The following is an 18,462-nucleotide window of genomic DNA, read 5'->3' on the forward strand; positions in this document are numbered from 1 at the left end:
GAAAGCTTCCCCCGTGAAATTTGCCCAACTCCTTTCGGCCGCAGCGCTCGGTACCGCTGCAGTGCTCGCCCTTTCATCGTGCTCGACCAGTGGCGAAGGGGCAGCAGCTCAGAGCGACCGTCTTCAGGTAGTTACGACAACGACACAGCTCGCTGACTTTTCTGCAATTGTCGGCGGTGACAATATCGAACTGACCAGCCTGATGAAGCCAGGCAGCTCAGCGCATCACTTCGATCCAACCCCCGGCGACCTGCTCGCCATCGGCAAAGCTGATGTGCTCGTGATCAACGGTGTCGGTCTTGACGAATTCATCGACAACTCAATCGATGCATCGGGTTTCAAGGGCACCATTATTGACGCAAGCACTGGCGTCGACCTCGTCGCTGCAGCAGCCATTAGCGACGAGGGCAAAGAGGGCGACGAACACGCTGAAGAGGAAGAGCACGATCACTCGCACGGCCATGGTCACGGTGATGAGCACGACCACGGCGACTTGAACCCGCACCTGTGGACCTCGCCGAAACAGGCCGAGGGCATGGTGAAAGCAATCGCCGTCGGTCTTGCGAAGGTTGATCCATCGCACAGCAAGGACTACACCGGGCGTGCTGACGATTACAACAAGAAACTCAGCGAAATGAACGACTGGATCGCGGCTGAGTTCGAAAAGGTGCCAGCAGAAGACCGAGTGCTCGTGACCGGCCACGATTCACTGCGCTACTACCTGCACGACTACAGCATTGACTACGCTGGATCGCTCCTGCCGAGCTTCGAAGATAACGCTGAGCCGAGTGCCGCAGAAGTTGATGCGCTGGTCGCCGCAATCAAAGACCGCGGCGTAAAGGCAATCTTTGTAGAGTCCTCACTCAGCCCGAAGCTTGCTCAGGCTGTCGCGAAGGAGGCCGGAGTCAAAGTAATTGACGCTGATACGCTCTTCGTTGACTCGCTCGGACCTGCCGGTAGCGGGGCAGAAACTTACATCAGTGCAACCCTGCACAACACAAATGTCATTCTTGACGCCTGGGGCGTAAAGGCAGACCCAATCCCAAATAATTTGGAAAACGAGTGACCTCACAAGCACCACAAAACGAGCACCCCGCGATCACATTGCGGGGTGCCGCTTTTGGCTACGCCGGGCGCAGCCGGGTGTCAGAACTCGACCTTGACATCGAGGCAGGCAGCGCGGTCGCACTGATCGGGCCAAATGGCTCCGGAAAATCAACCCTTTTGCAGGGAATCCTTGGTCTCTCCGAGCTGACCGCTGGCAGCGTCAGCGTGCTCGGTACCGATCCGATTACCGCACGCAAAGATATTGGCTCATTGCCGCAGGCCGACTCTCGTGACACTGAACTGCCGGTAACTCTTCGGCAGGTCGTAAACATGGGCCTCTACCGTTCTCGCGGGCCGGTTCGCCCGCTGGGTCGGGCTGGCAAAGCCGCGGTTGATGCTGCCCTTGAACGGGTGGGCCTAGCGAAGTTTTCGCAGCGTCTTTTTGGTGAGCTCTCGGGCGGTCAGCAGCAGCGTGGAATTCTTGCGCGTGCGCTTGTTTCGGACCCCAAACTGCTTCTTCTCGATGAACCCTTCAACGGTCTCGACAGAGAAAACCGTGACACCCTGCTTGAGCTCGTGCGCGAGTTGCGTCGCGAGGGTAGAACGGTGATCGTCAGTACTCATGATCTCGAGATTGCGCAACAAGCCTGCACCCATGCCCTGCTGCTTTCTGCTGGGCATACCCCAGAGCAGCCGGGACACCCAGCGAGTTTTGGGCCGGTGCGCGATGCGCTCACCATCGAAGCTGTCGAGCACACTTTTCAAGACGCTGCCGCTCAAATCGATGGGCACATGATTGTGACGACGGCGCATGATGAATGCCAACCGAGCGACAGCAAGTAAGCACCCAAATGGACGTCAGTTTTTTTGAGGCATTCCAGCTGCCTTTTATGATGCGCGCTTTTTTGACGGTGGCGGTTCTTGCGGTTGCGGCCGGCGTCGTCGGTCTCGGGATCAGCTTTCGCGAGATGGAATTTGTGAGTGATGGCCTGGTGCACGCGGTGTTCCCCGGCCTCGTTATTGGCGCGATGATCGGCGGCACGGCAGGGCTCCTGCCGGGTGCACTCGGCGCGGCCCTTGTCGCTGCTCTCGTATTTACTCTGCTTGACCGCCGTGGTGGTGCAGGAAGCGATGCGGCAATTGCGGTGGGACTGACCGGGCTTTTTAGCCTCGGTATCGTGCTCGTCTCAAAACAGCAGGGTTTTGTGGCGCAGTTGCAGGATCTGCTCTTTGGGCACTTGCTTACGGTCACCGAGGATCAGCTGTGGCAGATCCTTGTCGTTGCAATTCTTGCGATTGCGGTGATGCTGCTCACCGGTCGTGCACAGCTGTTTCGTGCTTTTGACCCGGTGGGTTTTGAGGCAGCCGGGTTCAAAATCTTGCGCACCGATCTTGCGCTGGCTGCCGCAACTGCTCTTCTTGTCGTCGCCGGAGTGCAGGCGCTCGGGGTACTGATGGTGGTGGCGCTGCTCACCGTGCCAATGGCTGTGGCGCGCCTCGTGACCAAGAAGATTGCTTGGCTGGTGCCAATCGCCGTGTTGGTGCCGCTTGTTGCTGGCACATTCGGCCTATGGCTCTCATTCGTTTGGTCAGTTGAATACGAAGTCTCTGTTTCGCCCGGTGCGCTCGTAGTGCTCTTACTGGTTGCTCTGTACCTGGTTGCGGTGGTGTTTCGTCTCCTGGTGGTACGCAGAGGGCGCGTTGGATCTGTTCATCTCGACAAGCTCGATGAACAAGAAACGGCGGGCCTGGCATGAACTATTTCGCTCTTGCCGCGCTAGAGGTCGGGCTACTTGGGTTGCTCGCAGGCATCGCAGGCACGCTCATTGTGCTGCGCCGACGCTCATTTTTCGCGGTCGCGCTGAGTCATGCCACCTTCCCCGGCGGGGTGGTGTTCGCCGTGCTCGGATACAACCTGCTGATTGGTCAGGCACTCTTCGCGTTGCTCTTGGTGCTGGTGATGACCGCTCTCTCTCGGGTGCCTGGGCAGGGGCGCCAGGTTGCGAGCAGTATCGTGTTGGCACTTGGCTTCGCCTTGGGCACGCTGCTCACCAGCCTGAACCCAAGCCTTGGCGTGCCGGTTGAAGCATTGCTAGTTGGCTCGCCACTCTCGGTCAGCGGCGTTGATATTTGGGCCACCGCCATTGTGTTGCTCGCTGCAATCGTGATCACATTGCTCCTTGGCCGTCGCATTCTTTTTCACACGTTTGACCCCGCCGGCTATGCGGCGGCTGGCTATCGGGCTTGGCCGATCGAGCTCGCAGTAACCGGCGTTATTGCTGCCGCCGTGGTGGTTGCGATGCCCGCCGTTGGGGCGATCCTCGGTGTCGCAATCTTGATTGCACCAGCAGCCGCGGCCCGCCTGTTGGTGCGCAGAATCGAGTGGTTGCCACTGGTTGCCGCACTGCTCGGTGTTGCTTCTGGGCTCCTCGGCCTCTGGGCCTCGCGCGAGTTTAATCTTGCCGCGGGCGGTTCTATCGGACTTGCGACTACGCTGATGTTCATGGTCGCCCTGCTGTGGCGACAGATTTCGAGCAGACGAGTGAAGGAGGTGACCGGATGAGCACAACAAAAAGAAATACTTGGCAGCGTGAAGCGGTACGCGCCCGGCTCGCCGAAGCACAGGGATTTGTGAGCGCGCAGCAGCTGTATTCGGTGCTTCGCGACGAAGGATCTACCATCGGTCTCGCAACGGTGTACCGCAATCTTGCGCAGCTCACCGAGGCAGGCGAAGCCGATTCACTGCAATCACTCGACGGTGAGAACCTCTTCCGATCGTGCTCTACCGGGCACCACCATCACTTGATTTGCCGAAGCTGCGGCGAAACCCGCGAGATCAAGGCAAGTGTCGTTGAAGAGTGGGCGAGCCGGGTCGGAGCTGAACACGGCTTTAGCGAAATTGAGCACGTCGTAGACCTCTTTGGCGTGTGCGAACGTTGTAGAAGTAAGGCATAACCATGGTGTTGGGGCAGTTGTTCGGGGGATCCGCAATGTCAGCTGCGCCGCCTCACTATGTCGATCTGCTCTCTGGTGAAGAGCACCCAATCGATCAGCCACGTTGGCAATCAAGTAGCGGCCGGCCGCTCATGATCACACCCGGAAGCGGCATCACACCAGAACAGATCGATCGCTCCCGCCGAAGTCTGTGGCGTTACCGGGCTGCGCTCGCACTCGATATTGTCGCCCCAATCACCCTCGGCGAGGGATGCACCCCGCTTGTGCCTGTCACCTTGGCAGGAACTGCGCCACTGTGCAAACTTGAATGGTTCTCGCCGACTGGCAGTTTTAAAGATCGCGGTGCGAGCGTGATGCTCTCAGCGCTGCGGCAACAGGGTGTTGCTCGGGTAAACGAAGACAGCTCCGGCAACGGAGGCGCAGCAATCGCCGCGTACGCAGCAGCCGGTGGTCTTGAGGCGAGCATTTTTGCGCCAGCCTCAACAAGCCCGGCCAAACTCGCGCAGGCTAAAGCCTATGGCGCGCGAGTTGAGCTTGTCGACGGCGCACGCGAAGCCTCGCAGCAGGCAGCTATCGATGCTTCGGCGCTGGATCGCGATGCCTTCTATGCGAGTCACAATTGGCAGGCATTTTTTCTTGAGGGCACAAAAACCCTCGCCTATGAGCTCTGGGAAAATCTCGGCTTTCGCGCCCCAGACAGCGTGATCGTGCCGGTGGGCGCCGGCAGTATGCTGTTGGGTCTCGCCCTTGGCTTTTCTGAACTGCTCAGCGCCAGGCAAATCGATCGTCTGCCGAGACTGTTTGCCGCGCAGCCGCTGAATTGTTCGCCACTCGATGCGGCGTTCAACGGTGAAGAAATCGGAGCCCGGATGGTGTTACCGACCATCGCTGAGGGAACAGCAATCCGTTCACCGCTGCGCCTGCCAGAAATGCTTGCCGCACTGCGGGTTTCAAACGGCGCAACTATCGCCGTGCCCGAAAAAGAGATATTTACGGCGCGGGCGACACTAGCCGCAGCTGGATTGTTCGTTGAGCCAACCAGTGCAACCGCGGCTGCAGCCTATGCTCGGTTGCTTGACGCAGAAACAATCAGCCCCGACCAAGTGAACATTGTGGTGCTCACCGGATCGGGGCTGAAGTCGCCGAGCGCGGTTTAGTTCGCTGGCTTGCCGCCTGGCTCATCGGCAGCGTGTTCGCCGCCTGTTGATCCATCGCCATAGAGCGGTGCCGTTGGCGCATCGCTTGGGTCGATACCCAGTTCAACCGCTGGATCGAGGGCCGGTGTCACGAGCAGACCAGCCTTGGCTGCCTTCTTCTCGGCCCTGCGCTCACGGCGCTCCGAACGCTTCTGCGTCTTGCGAAGGTAACGACGCTCGACCCAGGTGTAGAGAATCGGAACCAGGATCAGTGTCAGCAGTGTCGACGAGATCAGGCCACCGATCACAACGATCGCCAGCGGCTTCGAGATGAAGACGCCACCGCCGGTGAGTCCGAGCGACATCGGTACGAGCGCGAAGATGGTTGCAGCTGCGGTCATCAGGATCGGACGCAAACGCAGGCGAGTGCCGTGCTCCACTGCCTCGTCGAGCGAGGCGCCGGCCTCGCGCAGGCGGTTGATCAGATCCATCAGCACGATCGCGTTTGTCACCACAATACCGATCAGCATCAAGAGGCCGATCATAGCTGGAAGACCAAGCGCGGTGCCGGTGAGCAGCAGGCCGAGCAGTGCACCCGTTGCCGCGAACGGAATCGAGACGAGCAGCACAAACGGTCCGCGGAAGCTGCGGAAGGTTGCGACCATCACGAGCAGCACCAGCAGGATCGCACCGAGCATCGCGCCACCGAGCTGGGTGAATGCTTCGTCTTGCTCAGCGCTCACGCCACCGAGTTCAAAGCTCACACCCGCTGGCAGATCAACGGTTTCGATTGCGTTCTGCACGGCAAGGTTTGCAGCATCAAGCTGACCCTTCTTCGGAGTGACGCTCAGCGCAACCTGGCGGTCGCCATTGGCGCGGGTAATCGTAGGAGCGGTCAGCTCCTCGGTCACCTCAGCAATAGCCGAGAGCGGCACCGCGGTACCGGTCGCCTCGAGAGCGGCCTTCTGTTCGGCTTCTGCCTTCTCCTGCTCGGCGAGAGCATTCGACGCCTCACCGCGGGCAGAATTCAGTGCTGAAATCTGCTCGTTGATGCCTTCGATGCCTTGCTGGGCCGCGGCGATTGCACCCTGGAGTCCGGCGACCTGCTCGGCGCGAGCGGCAAGTGCCTTCTTCATTGCCTCAGCGTCTTCGTTATTGTCAGGCTTGAATGGCCCCGGATCAACCGGAGTGGCGTTGAGCGCCTGCAGCTGAGCAGTCAGCTCGGCAATCTGTGCGTTCATAGCGTCGCGAGCGGCGTAAGCGTCAGAAATCTGCGAGCTCATTTCAGAGGCTGCCTTATCCTGCGCCCGCTGAGCCTGTTCCTTCGCCTGCTCGGTGAGACGGTCACCAGCGAGCTTCTGCGCCTCAGCGGTCTGCTGCGGTGTCACCGGCAGCATCAGCGTTGCAAGAGCATCAGCGGTGCGCTCGGTGCCAGGGGTACGAACCACAACAGAGCGGTCGCGACCATCAAGCATGAGCTGTCCGACAGCCTGACCCTCAAGTGCGCTACGAATAGCCTGGGCAACGGTGGTCGGATCGTAACCGATCTTCGCGGCCTTTGCCTCGTCAACCTTCACGCGAACAACCGGCTGCTCACCAGCGAGTTCGCTGCGAACCGACTGCACACCCTTTTCGCCCTTGAGCTTCTTCTCAAGTGCTTCGCCCGCCTCACGCAGAGCCTTTGGATCATTGCCCTGGATCTGCAGGCTGATACCGCCGCCGGCGCCACCGGTGTACGAATCCTGGGTGAGTAGCTGCACCTCGCCGATGTCGCGCACACGCTCCATCGCCTTTTCAATCTTGTTGCTCGTCTGCTCGGTATCAGCACCGTCAGCAAGCATGACCTCGTAGGTGATCTCGGTGGCGACACCTGAGGAAGCGATTGGAATGTTCGTGAGCACATCGCGAACACCGTCAACATCGGCCAAAGCACGTTCAACGGGCTTTGCTGCCTCAATCAGATCACCCTCGGCGCTCTTAGGTGGAGTCTGCACCAGCTGCAGGCTCTCGGCGCCAGTCGAGCCGAGGAAATCGGTGCGAATGAACGAGCTCATGCCGAGGGTTGCAACCAGCAGCAAGATCGAGACCGTGATGGTAATCGCCGGGTGACGACGAGTTGCGCCAAGCACCGGCATGACCGCCTTCTGCAGGCGATCCGGCGCGGTATGAATCTCGGCGAGATCGTCTTCTGGATCTGCCTCATCTGCGGCTGCTTCTGCCCCGTGACCCTTGGCCGGACGGTTACGCATGAACCAGAACGCGAGAACCGGAACAACCGTGAGCGCTACGACAAGCGATGCGAGCAGCGCAATGGTGACGGTGATGGCGAACGGACGGAACAACTGACCAGCCATACCCGAAACAAACGCGATCGGCAGGAACACCGCAACCGTGGTCAGCGTTGACGCGGTAATAGCACCGGCAACCTGGCGCACCGAAGCGACCACAGCTTCAATTGTGAGCGGGCCGCTCCCGCGCCTTCGGCTGATGTTCTCAATGACCACAATGGAGTCGTCAACCACGCGACCAATCGCAATGGTGAGAGCGCCAAGGGTCAGAATATTCAGCGTATTGCCGCTCCAGAGCAGACCGATCAGAGTGATCAGCAGCGAAAGCGGAATCGAAACGGCAGCAATAATGGTGGATCGCCATGATCCGAGGAACGCAAGAATCACGAGCACCGCGAAGAGCAGGCCAAGCCCACCCTCAACAGAAAGATCGTGAATTGACTGCTCGATAAACGGCGCCTGGTCGAATACTGTGACGAAGTCTGCCTTGAGCGTTCCTGAGAGGCGCTCAAGCTCTGCGTTTACACCGTGCGAAATGTCAACGACGTTTGCGCCCTGCGCCGGCATGATCTGCAGCGTGAGCGCGTCTTTGCCGTTCACGCGTGAAATTGAGCCCTGTGGCACCGTCTCAAGATGCACATCGGCGAAATCAGAGAGGCGAACTACGCCATCTTGAGTTGCAAACGGCAGTGCCTGGATTGCCTCTACCGAGGTAAGACCCTCACCAACGGTGACAGCGATCTTGCCTTCCTTGCTTGCCGCAGAACCGGCAGGCTGAGGGGTTCCGTATGCCTGAAGCGCAGCCGGGATCATCTCGGTTTGGACCTTGAGACGGGTAACGTCTGCCGGGCGAAGGTCGATCATCAACTGCTGCTCAGCGCGGCCCGCGAGCTCTACACGCTGAACGCCGCTGACACCCTGCAGCGCAGGAACTACGGTCTGCGCGAGTGCCTCGCCAAAGTCCGAGTCTTCCTTCGAGCTACCGGCGCTGATCATCATCGCCGGAATGCCGTCGGTGCCGCCCGAGAAGACCTGGCTGTTGGCATCCTTTGGCAGCACCGCCTTCAAACCGTCAACGGCGGCCTTGATGGTGCGCATGGTTTCGTCATCGTCTTTACCGAAGGTCCATTCAACCTGCAGCTGAGCCGAACCCGAAGAAGTCGTCGAGGTGACATTCTTTACGCCGGGAACAGCCATCAGTGCCTTTTCGGCTGGCTCGGTGACCGTGCGCGACATCTCTTCAGGTGCAAGGCCCTCGGAGTCGATCATGACGAAAGCCATCGGGGCCGACATGGACGGCATGAGCTCTTGTTTGAGCGCACCCATCGAGATGAGACCAAATAGCGCGACCGCTGCTGTGATCAGACCAACAAGCAGCCGGTTTTTTAGACTGGCGCGGGTGAGAGACGTCATGGGACCTTCCGTGGCGTGTAACTAGGCGGCATACATGCCGGCCCTCTGGAACTTAGGGATTTGAGGGCAGCGATGCCGAATTTTTAACCGCAGAGCGGTCAATGATTCCAGTTTGGCAATGACACAGAGCCAACGCATCATCCCGAGGTACCATTTCCACTCATCCCGAAGGGGGATTATGGTTTTCCGTAACCGTCTGCTGTGAGCTCTTTTCCATCCGTGTTACGTAGCTCGACCTGCCATTTCTCTTGCGGGCACCTCCTCCATTCCGCTTGAAGTAGTGACTTGTTCTCTACCTAATCGAGTTTCGCGATGCTCAAATCATTGAAACTATGCGCTCAATTGGTGCGGGATCTAGCTCGGAATTGGCAGCGTTTGCAGTAGGTCCTATAAGACTTTCGGTATTCAGCATGAGCTAAGAGGTTCGAAAACCGCGGCTAGCTTGTGGGTCGTCGCCGTGGTTCATGGGTTTGATCGAGGGAGTTGCAATGAAGCAACAGTATGGCGTCAGGCGATCGCAGAATCTTCCCTATGCTGTTCCGCGACGAACGAATACACATCACGTCGTTACGTTCGGCGGAACCCCGAAGAAAAAACTCCTTGCCGCGTTTGTGATGATTTCCGCGCTGCTATGCGGGGTGCTCACCCTACCAAGTTCGGCAGCGCAGGCAGCCGAAATTCCTGGGGCAGTCACAGACATTGTGCTGGAGTCTCCGACACAAGTGAATGTCGGATCAATCATCAAATTCCAGGGCACCTGGAGCGTACCTGACAGTGCACGGGGCGGTGACACTTTCACGCTGCGTCTCCCGGAAGAATTGAAGTGGAGAGGCGCGACCAGCTTTGACCTCGCACTATGCCCTCCGGGTGGGGGTGCCTGCTCAAACGTTGCCGTTGCAAATGCGAAGGTTTCCGCAGACGGCGTCGTGACCTTCACCTTAACGGACTATGTAAACGACAAGACTAATGTCGGCGGTTCATTCTTTTTCTCGACGGAGTTCATTGGTGAGAACGACGGCAGTGGTTCTCAAACAGTCATTTTTGGCGACCTTCCCACCACCAAAGAGGTCGAACTTCCAATGGCCGATCCGCAATCGAGCCTTCGTCTTACAAAAAGCGCCTCGCCCAGCGCATTCGCAGCCGCCAGCAGCTCAGTTGGGCAAGAAATCACCTACACCTTCCGCGTTACGAACACGGGGCAGCAGGTGCTCAGCGGTGTAACCGTAACCGACCCAGGGCCGACACGCAGCGGTCTTCGCGCAAACGGAAACTTTTCCGCACCAGTGTGCGCCGCTCGACCCAATACGGCAGACAAAGCTTGTAACGCTGACGGACGCACAGTCGACCTGCTGCCGGGTGAATCAACAACGTATAGCGCGACGTACATCCTTACGCAGGAAGATATTGACGCCGGGCAAACACTGAGCAACACTGCATCAGCCACGGGCACCGACGAAGGCGGGCGCAAGATCTCAGCCACCACATCGTCCTCGGTTTCGATAGGTGCGGCTTCGTGGGGGCGAAATCTAGGGGGCACAAACTCATTGGTAACGAATCCGCAAAAGTACATGTGGTGGCAGCAGAACCCGATCAATCGCGAAGCGCCCTCACAAATTGGAGCCGTAGTTCGCTCCGGATTCATCCCACGGGCAGCCACCGACCAAGCGCATACGCTCACCTTCACTGAGCGGCCAGGCCCTGGCCTCGAAATTGACTGCTCGACCGCACCTTACGTGCTGCTTCAACCGCTCGGCAACGACGGACTTCCGGTGCCCATCGATGATGCCGAATTTGCGAACCGCATGACTACGGTTGAACAGGGTGTGATTTCGTGCACCCCTGAAGAGCTGGTGTACACCGTGAAATGGATCTCAGCTGCTTCTGCATTACCGGCGAATCCAGGCGGCGTTGGCTGCAATCTTTACCTCGCGCTCAAGGTGACCGATTGGTCGCTCGCGGCGGTCTCTAACGGCGGGAATGGGCAGGGGTATCTGAATACCGCAACTCTTGACCTTGACGGGCAAACCAAAGACGTCACGGCAACACTCACCGACGGTTCAGAAGCAACAGCACAACCGCCAAATAACAACACAAACTCTGAAAAGTATGTGCGCTGGGTTGATCCCAACACCGAGGATCAGATCTATGTGTGGCTGGTTGGGCCGGTCACGAGTGAACCCTCAAGTACGGTGATCCTGACCGACAAACTGACAACCCCGGGTCAGCGGATTGATTGTGCGCTAAACGCAGACCCCGTGATCTGGTTTTCATACTGGCAGCTCGGTGCGCCCAGCTGGACCTATCAACAGGCAATAAACACTGACGGTACATCAGTGGAAGGAATCGTGATTGCCTGTTCTGAAACCTCTATTTCTGTGCAAGTTAATAATGTGCCACCGCTCGTGAACGTGGGGATTGAACTGTACGTTGACATTGACACCTCTGCAGGCCGCTACGAGAGTTACGGCGATGAGGGCAGTGTTGAAATTCTTGATAAGAACCCATGGTCAAGTGAAAATCTCATTTCGCACTCAGCCGCCTGGGGTACCGGTTCTGGCCTGCGTTCTGAAGCACGGGTTGACACCGTCGCAAGCACCGGCAATGCCAGCGATCCGAAAGTGCTTCCATATACAGGTGACGACGGGGTCATTCAAGACGACGTGACAGTTGTGGCGACATCTTCCGGCCTGAAACCCAACACCGTCCATACGATTCATGGAGTGCTATTTGATCAGACCACTGGCGCGCTCGTGACCGATAGAAATGGAGTGCAAATATTCGGTACGGCCAATTCAGACGGTAGCGGCGGGCCGCCAACGTTCACCTCAACTACGGACGGTGAGACCCCCTCTGGTGGGGTGCCCGTCTACTTTCAGGTGCCGGTCGAGCTTGCCGGGCACACCGTTGTGGTCTACCAATACATTTTCGATGATGAAGATCTGCTGGCTGCATATTCAGACAGCGGCAACTCGTTTGGCTATCCCGCAGATCCAGGGCAGGCCGCGCTAGCGAAAGCGGACGAAACAATCGAGATTGAAGGCGCGCCAGGAGTCGTTCAGTGGTCGAAAGTCGATGCTACGAATGGAAGTGCTATTGCGGGGGCTTCCTTTGTGATCACCGGGCCGCACGGCTACTTCGTTCGAGTGGTTGATAACATCGGGCAGTCTGGCTACAGTGGCGTCGATACTGATCAGAGACCCGGCTATTTCAGAATCGAAGGATTGATTCCGGCCACGAATGTAAGCAATCCGAGCTACACGGTGACCGAAGTGCGTGCGCCGAACGGCTACATTGTTGATTCAACGCCGATCACGCTGGCCGCGTACGATCCACAAAACGAAGTAGAGCCAAGCTGGCCCGTGATCGAAAATGAGCGCAGAGTTGGCGAATTGAGCTGGGCAAAGTCGATCGCTGGCAATGGCCTCAGCAGGCTTCCCGGGTCCGTGTGGAAGCTCACGGGGCCAGACGGCTACTGTGAGCTCATCTCGGATTCGCTCGGGGAGCCGATTGTGCTTGACCCGAGCGAGAGTAACCCGAGTGACGGTTCGTGCAACGACAACGGCCATGGGCGCGGACTTGGCGCAGGAAACTTTGCGGTCTACGGTCTCGCCTGGGGTAGTTACACACTCGTCGAAGTGCGCGCACCGCTCGGCTATCAGCTCGACCCAAGCGAACACCATGCTGAAATCGACGCCAGTCACCTCGCGGTCAGCATTGGGTCAATCGAAAACTCCCGCATACTGGGCAAGCTGATCTGGTCAAAAATTGATGATGCCGGTGGCGCAATGCTCGCAGGTTCGGTGTGGGAGTTGACCGGACCAAACGGTTACAGCCAAGAAATTGCAGACAATGGCGACCTCGATGTAGATCCCGCCGTCGGTTCGTTCGCAGTTGAGAACCTCGCTTGGGGGGTCTACGCACTCACCGAAAAGACAGCGCCGGAAGGGTACCGACTAGAGCAAACCTTGTACACAACTTCGGTCGACTCTGGTGGCGGGGCCATCGGTAACGCTGGGCCGATTGTCAACGTTTCAATTGATTCACACCAGGAGAACCCGGGCGATACCTCCGCGCATAACGGCGCACTCTCTGGCACGGGCGCGAATGCTGCGCCGACGCTATGGCTGGGCGCGGCAAGTATATTGCTGCTGCTCTCCGGGGCCGCTGCGCTGCGCAGACGGCGTTCGTAGCTAGCAGGGGGTAAGGTCTCGCCCGACATTCGACCGGTGTGGGTCTGCGACTTGTGCGCGCTGGGCGAGGGCGCTGTGCGCTGGGCGCGTTAGTGGTGCGGGTCGACAAGCCGCGGATACACCCAGACATAATCGGGGTGCTTCGCGGTTCGCCCATCACCGCTCGACTTGCCTGTCAGTCGCCGCTTGATCCACGGCAGCACGTGCTCTCGGGTGTAACGAAGCTGCGCCATCGTGCCAGGTGCCCCAATCGGCTCGGCGTCGAGCTGCCAGTCCTCCGGATGAAAATGCCCGAGCGAGTGCAGCACATTGGTAGCTACCCGATGGTGGCCGATCGGCCCGAGATGCAGCCGATCACTCGACCAGTATTCGCGGCGGGCAAGTACTGGATCGCTCCAGTTGTCGCAGAAACGCACGTTCAACTCTGTGGCGAGCAAGCCAGCTGCCTCGGTCAACTCATTGCCTTTCGCGCGCACACTTTCGCCGCGGGGCAAGCCAATGGTGGGGTTTGCGCCCGCGAGCAAGAGCGGTTCGGTATCGGTTTCGAGGATCCTGCGCAGCGCTTTTTCAGTCTGCTCAATGATCCAGGGCATATCTGTGCCGGGCCGCAGCATGTCATTGCCGCCACCATTGAAACTCAGCAGTGTTGGTTCGAGCGCAAGTGCGGGTTCAAGCTGCTCAGCGATGATGGGTGCGAGCAGTCGACCGCGAATGGCGAGGTTGGCATATTGAATTGGCTGGCCGGTCGAGTCGGCGAGCCCTTGGGCAACCAGGTCTGCCCAACCGCGTACCGAGCCATCGGATTGCTCGTCACCGACGCCCTCAGTGAAGCTATCGCCGATTGCGACGTAACGGATCGGGGCAAGTTCAACGCGCTCTTCCACTCGATAAGACTACGCCTGAAGTTTGATTGTGGTCCTGCGATTCGCTTCGCGAACGCAGGACCTCATCGACCATTGTGGCTGGCCGCCTGATCCAACGCACAAAAAAGAGGCCAGCCGTAAACGACTGACCTCTTTTTAAAACGCTATCGTGCGTGAATTACCACGACGACTTGGTGATGCCTGGAAGCTCACCGCGGTGCGCCATGTCGCGGAAGCGAACACGGCTGATGCCGTACTTCGACAGCACGCCACGTGGGCGGCCGTCGATTACGTCGCGGCTACGTACGCGCACTGGAGACGCGTTGCGTGGAAGCTTCTGCAGGCCAACACGAGCTGCCTCGCGGCTTTCATCGGTGCCGTTTGGATCGATGAGAGCCTTCTTCAGCTCGAGACGCTTTTCTGCGTAGCGCGCAACGACTTCCTGGCGCTGCTTGTTCTTAGCGATCATGCTCTTCTTAGCCATGTTTAGCGCTCCTCTCGGAATTCGACGTGCTTACGGATAACCGGATCGTACTTCTTCAGCACGAGACGGTCAGGAGTGTTGCGACGGTTCTTCTTCGTCACGTAGGTAAACCCAGTACCCGCGGTTGAGCGGAGCTTGATAATTGGGCGTACGTCTTGCTGCTTAGCCATTAGAACTTCACCCCACGCTTCTGCAGGTCAGCGACCACTGATTCGATGCCACGAGCATCGATCACCTTGATGCCCTTAGCCGACAGGGTGAGTGTCACCTTGCGGCCGAGTGAAGGCACGAAGTAGGTCTTCTTCTGGATGTTTGGATCGAACCGACGCTTGGTACGACGGTGCGAGTGCGAGATGTTGTGACCAAAGCCGGGAACGGCGCCGGTCACCTGGCACACTGCTGCCATGGTGTTTCCTCCAATACCGTGAGGCCGAGATGACCTCACCCAAGATCTCTTGTCTGCAGTGACCTCGGCCTGAACGGGTGCTCAGGCTTTGCGTCAAAGCGGTCTGCGCAATGGGACTTCGCACAGCCAAAGATCAAGCTTAGGTTATCCGGGCGTTTCGCGCAATCCCAATCCGACGAGATTTATTCTGCGGCGTTTCTGTGCGGTCTCGCCGGTGCCGCGGAGGTGAAATCTGGCGGCGCGTCGCAAGGCTGTATATATAGGGGCTATCTTCCGGTCAATAGTGCAAAAATTACCAATGCAGCTCAAATTCTCCCGAATTTCTCGTCATTTTCCGCTTGATTCCGCCGATTCTGAGCGTTTTTGAGGTAGATTCATACGCGATCAACCGATCTCCCCAAATCTGGGGCACTTTTATAAGGGCACTCGCACACTGCGGGCACCTGAGAGGAAGACGAATACTATGTCGCTGAACAAGACTGAGCTCGTTGCCAAGATCGCTGCCGAGACCGGCCAGAGCCAGGCAGCCGTTTCGAACGTGCTCGACGGACTCTTCGCTGCTGTTTCCGAGACCGTTGCTGCTGGCGGCAAGGTTGCCATCCCAGGCTGGATCTCGTTCGAGACCGCTACCACCTCGGCACGTACCGGCCGTAACCCACGCACCGGCGAGACCATCGAGATCCCTGCTGGCAAGCGCGTCAAGGTTTCGGTTGGCTCGAAGCTCAAGGCTGCAGTCAAGTAAGTACTTGATTTAAGTTTTCAGCAAGACCCTCGGCTTCGGCCGGGGGTCTTGTTTGGTTTTGGGCTCCGTTTGCCGGAACTCGACGTTGTGCGCTGCGCTGATGCTGAGTGGATACGTTGTCAGCGAATGGATACGCCGGGGCACGGAATCTTGCGGAGTTCTGGCAACAACGTATCCAGTCGGCACTGCGCTGCTGCAGCACAGGCAGGGAACGGCGTCGCGAAGCGCCAAATCCTGTTCCCAGCCGCAGGGCGTAGGCTTGGTGCGTGCCTCGATCCCTCCGCATTCTCGCGCCCGCGGTTCTGCTGGCCGCAACTCTGGTCTTTTTGTACATTGCGCTCTCAATTGGCGGGGCCGCAAACGAGCGAAGCCTGCTCGACCCGGGCTCCGTAGTCCGCTACGGCATCCCCATCTCGCGCAGCATCATGAATATCGGCATGGCCGGCATGATCGGTGCGCTTGTGATGGTCGTCTGGGCACTCGCAAGCGACAAAAAAGAAACACGAATTGCGATGGATCTTGCCTCCGGCAGCGCTGCCGTGGTGACGGTCGCAGCCACTGCCGCACTGATCTTCACCTACGCAGATGTGCTTGGCAAGCCACTCTCGGGCGATGCGGTATTCGGTGCGGGCCTCGCACAGTTTGTTACCGAGATCGAACTCGGTCGCTATTGGCTGATACTCGTGCTGCTCGCTGCAGTCACGACAGTGCTCTGTTTCGCGGTGCGCGACCGTCGATTGGTGCTGCTCACGCTAGTAGTCGCAATCACCACGACCTTCCCGATTGCATCGCAGGGTCACGCGGCAGGCGCTGCGAATCACTCGCAGGCAGTGAACTCGCTGCTAGTGCACTTGATTGGTGCCGCGGTCTGGCTTGGCGGGCTCATCACCCTGGTGTTCGTTGCGAAAGCGGTGGATCGTGCCAGGCTGGCAACCCTGGTTGAGCGGTACAGCACGCTCGCGTTCTTCGCGTTTATTGGCGTCGCTTCTTCGGGAGCAGTAAGTGCGTGGATGCGCGTTGGCAACCTCGATCAGCTTTGGAACACCGGGTACGGCAAGATCGTGCTACTCAAGGTCGCGACGCTGGTGGCGCTTGGAATTTTCGGCGCGATTTGGCGTCAGCGAGCAATCAAACGGATTCCCGGCGAACGAGGCGGACGCGTATTTGCGTGGCTCATTGTCATGGAACTCGGCGTTATGGGTGCAGCAAGCGGTCTTGCTTCGGCGCTCGGTCGAAGTGCAACCCCGGTGGCACTCGAATCTGCGCGTGAAACCGGTGCACTCGATGTTCCGCCAGCCGTGTGGCTTACCGGAGACCCGCTGCCGCCAGAGCTCACACCAATGGGCTACATCACCGAGTGGAAATTTGACCTGGCCTGGGTGCTGGTCTGCGTCTTTGGTGCGCTGCTCTACGTCGCCGGCGTGATGCGTCTGCGCCGTCGCGGTGACAAGTGGCCTATCGGCCGCACCATCTCCTGGCTTACCGGTCTCGCCCTACTGTTCTACACCACCAACGGTGCGCTGAACGCGTATGAACAGTACCTGTTTAGCGTGCACATGCTTGGTCACATGATGCTGACCATGCTGATCCCACTCGTGTTGGTGCTCGGTGCGCCCGTCACGCTTGCACTGCGTGCCGTGCCGAAGCGCGACGATGGATCATGGGGCGGACGCGAGTGGATTCTTTGGATGGTGCAGACGCCATACTCCAAGTTCATCACGCACCCGGCTGTCGCCGCAGTAATCTTTGCCGGATCGCTCTGGATCTTCTATTTCACGCCGATCGCGCGTTGGGCAGCTGAAGAGCACGTAGGTCACCAGTGGATGATTATTCACTTCCTGATCTCGGGTTACCTCTTCAACCTGTCAATGATCGGCATTGATCCGGTGCCGTATCGATTCCCGTACCCGCTGCGTATCGTGACGCTGTTCGCGACAATGGCTTCGCACGCGTTCTTCGGGGTCACGATTATGACCGGCAACGGTTTGATGATGGCCGATTGGTACGGTGCTATGGGCCGAACCTGGGGATCGACGCCGCTTGAGGATCAAAGCACAGGCGGAGGAATCGCCTGGGGTATCGGTGAGCTGCCGACGCTGACGCTCGCGTTGATTGTGGCGATTCAATGGTCGCGCAGCGACGAGAAAGAACAAAAACGCAAGGATCGTGCGGCGGATCGTTCGGGTGAGGCTGAGCTTCACGCCTACAACGAGATGCTCGCGAAGCACAGCGTGCGTGACAATAAGCAGCGTTAAGGGCGGGTGAGACCCTGCGATCTCCTGCGGGGCCGCAGGAGATCGCAGGGTGACCGGTGGCTACTAGCCGCCGAGCGAACCCTCTTCGGTCACGGTGACATCAGTCTTATGGAAGTTCTGGTGCGAGCGTGAGGCGGTTGGGCCACGCTGGCCGAGGTAGCGCGAGTACGTTGCTCCGGCACCGTATGGTCGCTCGGCGGGGCTTGAAAGCTTGAAGAAGCAGAGCTGCCCGATCTTCATTCCCGGCCATAGTCGAATTGGCAGGGTTGCCACGTTTGAAAGTTCGAGGGTGACGTGGCCCTCAAACCCTGGGTCAATAAAACCAGCGGTCGAGTGGGTGAGCAGACCGAGGCGGCCGAGCGAGCTTTTGCCCTCAAGCCGCGCAGCAATATCGTCAGGCAGCGACACTTTCTCGTAGGTTGAGCCGAGTACAAATTCGCCCGGGTGCAGAATGAAGCCTTCTTCGGGGTCAACCTCGATCAGGCGGGTCAGCTCTGGCTGATCTTCAGCCGGGTTGATCACCGCGTACTTGTGATTATCGAAGAGGCGAAAGTACCGGTCGAGGCGCACGTCAACACTCGATGGTTGCACCATTTCGGAGTCGCTCGGGGAAAGCCCGATGCGTCCGGTAGCGAGTTCGGCCTTGATGTCTCGATCTGATAGCAGCACATCACCATTCTAGG

Annotated in this window: 15 protein-coding genes; 9 read left to right on the top strand and 6 right to left on the bottom strand. The window is 58.7% G+C overall.

Translation table 11 applies throughout. From position 1 onward, the window contains the following. The first annotated feature begins 13 nt into the window (after window positions 1–13). From QBL02_RS08210 to QBL02_RS08235, 6 genes are read left to right on the top strand one after another with little or no spacing between them, the layout of a single operon-like run. Window positions 14–1,066 carry a metal ABC transporter substrate-binding protein gene (locus tag QBL02_RS08210; RefSeq protein WP_282725926.1) on the top strand — a complete coding sequence of 351 codons (1,053 nt, stop codon included), beginning with the start codon at window positions 14–16 and terminating at the stop codon, window positions 1,064–1,066. After that, window positions 1,063–1,890 carry an ABC transporter ATP-binding protein gene (locus QBL02_RS08215; protein WP_282725927.1) on the top strand — a complete coding sequence of 276 codons (828 nt, stop codon included), beginning with the start codon at window positions 1,063–1,065 and terminating at the stop codon, window positions 1,888–1,890. The genes QBL02_RS08210 and QBL02_RS08215 overlap by 4 nt, the downstream gene beginning before the upstream one ends. Continuing rightward, on the top strand, window positions 1,866–2,804 hold the full coding sequence (locus QBL02_RS08220) for a metal ABC transporter permease (RefSeq protein WP_282725928.1): 939 nt from the start codon (window positions 1,866–1,868) through the stop codon (window positions 2,802–2,804). Before QBL02_RS08215 ends, QBL02_RS08220 begins: the two co-directional genes overlap by 25 nt. Beyond that, window positions 2,801–3,610, top strand: coding sequence for a metal ABC transporter permease (locus tag QBL02_RS08225; protein WP_282725929.1), 810 nt, complete (start codon window positions 2,801–2,803; stop codon window positions 3,608–3,610). The genes QBL02_RS08220 and QBL02_RS08225 overlap by 4 nt, the downstream gene beginning before the upstream one ends. After that, window positions 3,607–4,002, top strand: coding sequence for a transcriptional repressor (locus tag QBL02_RS08230; protein WP_282725930.1), 396 nt, complete (start codon window positions 3,607–3,609; stop codon window positions 4,000–4,002). The genes QBL02_RS08225 and QBL02_RS08230 overlap by 4 nt, the downstream gene beginning before the upstream one ends. Window positions 4,003–4,037: 35 nt before the next feature. After that, on the top strand, window positions 4,038–5,159 hold the full coding sequence (locus tag QBL02_RS08235; RefSeq protein ID WP_282725931.1) for a pyridoxal-phosphate dependent enzyme: 1,122 nt from the start codon (window positions 4,038–4,040) through the stop codon (window positions 5,157–5,159). Here the strand turns inward: QBL02_RS08235 and QBL02_RS08240 are convergent. Beyond that, window positions 5,156–8,839: an efflux RND transporter permease subunit gene (locus tag QBL02_RS08240; RefSeq protein ID WP_282725932.1), complete on the bottom strand. Its 3,684-nt coding sequence runs from the start codon at window positions 8,837–8,839 to the stop codon at window positions 5,156–5,158. The two genes, QBL02_RS08235 and QBL02_RS08240, sit on opposite strands and share 4 nt — an antisense overlap. A 488-nt stretch (window positions 8,840–9,327) precedes the next feature. Between QBL02_RS08240 and QBL02_RS08245 the strand changes: the two genes are divergently transcribed. Then, entirely contained in the window at window positions 9,328–13,029 is a 3,702-nt protein-coding gene (locus tag QBL02_RS08245; RefSeq protein WP_282725933.1) for a SpaA isopeptide-forming pilin-related protein, read from the top strand. Window positions 13,030–13,118: 89 nt separating this feature from the next. Here QBL02_RS08245 and QBL02_RS08250 read toward each other — a convergent pair whose 3' ends face one another. From QBL02_RS08250 to rpmB, 4 genes are all read right to left on the bottom strand, one after another. Further along, window positions 13,119–13,913: an SGNH/GDSL hydrolase family protein gene (locus tag QBL02_RS08250; protein ID WP_282725934.1), complete on the bottom strand. Its 795-nt coding sequence runs from the start codon at window positions 13,911–13,913 to the stop codon at window positions 13,119–13,121. 157 nt (window positions 13,914–14,070) lie between these two features. Next, a complete protein-coding gene (gene rpsN / locus QBL02_RS08255) occupies window positions 14,071–14,376 on the bottom strand; it encodes a 30S ribosomal protein S14 (RefSeq protein WP_282725935.1) in 306 nt (101 codons plus the stop codon). 2 nt (window positions 14,377–14,378) lie between these two features. Then, window positions 14,379–14,546, bottom strand: a complete 168-nt coding sequence (gene rpmG, locus QBL02_RS08260) for a 50S ribosomal protein L33 (RefSeq protein ID WP_282725936.1) — start codon at window positions 14,544–14,546, stop codon at window positions 14,379–14,381. After that, a complete protein-coding gene (gene rpmB, locus QBL02_RS08265) occupies window positions 14,546–14,782 on the bottom strand; it encodes a 50S ribosomal protein L28 (protein WP_282725937.1) in 237 nt (78 codons plus the stop codon). The genes rpmG and rpmB overlap by 1 nt, the downstream gene beginning before the upstream one ends. A 463-nt stretch (window positions 14,783–15,245) precedes the next feature. Here rpmB and QBL02_RS08270 point away from each other — a divergent pair, with 463 nt between their 5' ends. Further along, window positions 15,246–15,524: an HU family DNA-binding protein gene (locus QBL02_RS08270; RefSeq protein WP_282725938.1), complete on the top strand. Its 279-nt coding sequence runs from the start codon at window positions 15,246–15,248 to the stop codon at window positions 15,522–15,524. A 266-nt stretch (window positions 15,525–15,790) separates the two neighbouring features. Next, entirely contained in the window at window positions 15,791–17,779 is a 1,989-nt protein-coding gene (locus tag QBL02_RS08275) for a cytochrome c oxidase assembly protein (RefSeq protein WP_282725939.1), read from the top strand. A gap of 63 nt (window positions 17,780–17,842) precedes the next feature. Here the strand turns inward: QBL02_RS08275 and dcd are convergent, their stop codons facing one another. Continuing rightward, the gene (dcd, locus tag QBL02_RS08280) at window positions 17,843–18,448 is read right to left on the bottom strand and encodes a dCTP deaminase (RefSeq protein WP_282725940.1); all 606 of its coding nucleotides are present in this window, start codon (window positions 18,446–18,448) and stop codon (window positions 17,843–17,845) included. Window positions 18,449–18,462 lie beyond the last annotated feature (14 nt).

Origin of the sequence: Leucobacter sp. UT-8R-CII-1-4 (assembly GCF_030010235.1) — a bacterium.
Classification (GTDB): domain Bacteria; phylum Actinomycetota; class Actinomycetes; order Actinomycetales; family Microbacteriaceae; genus Leucobacter.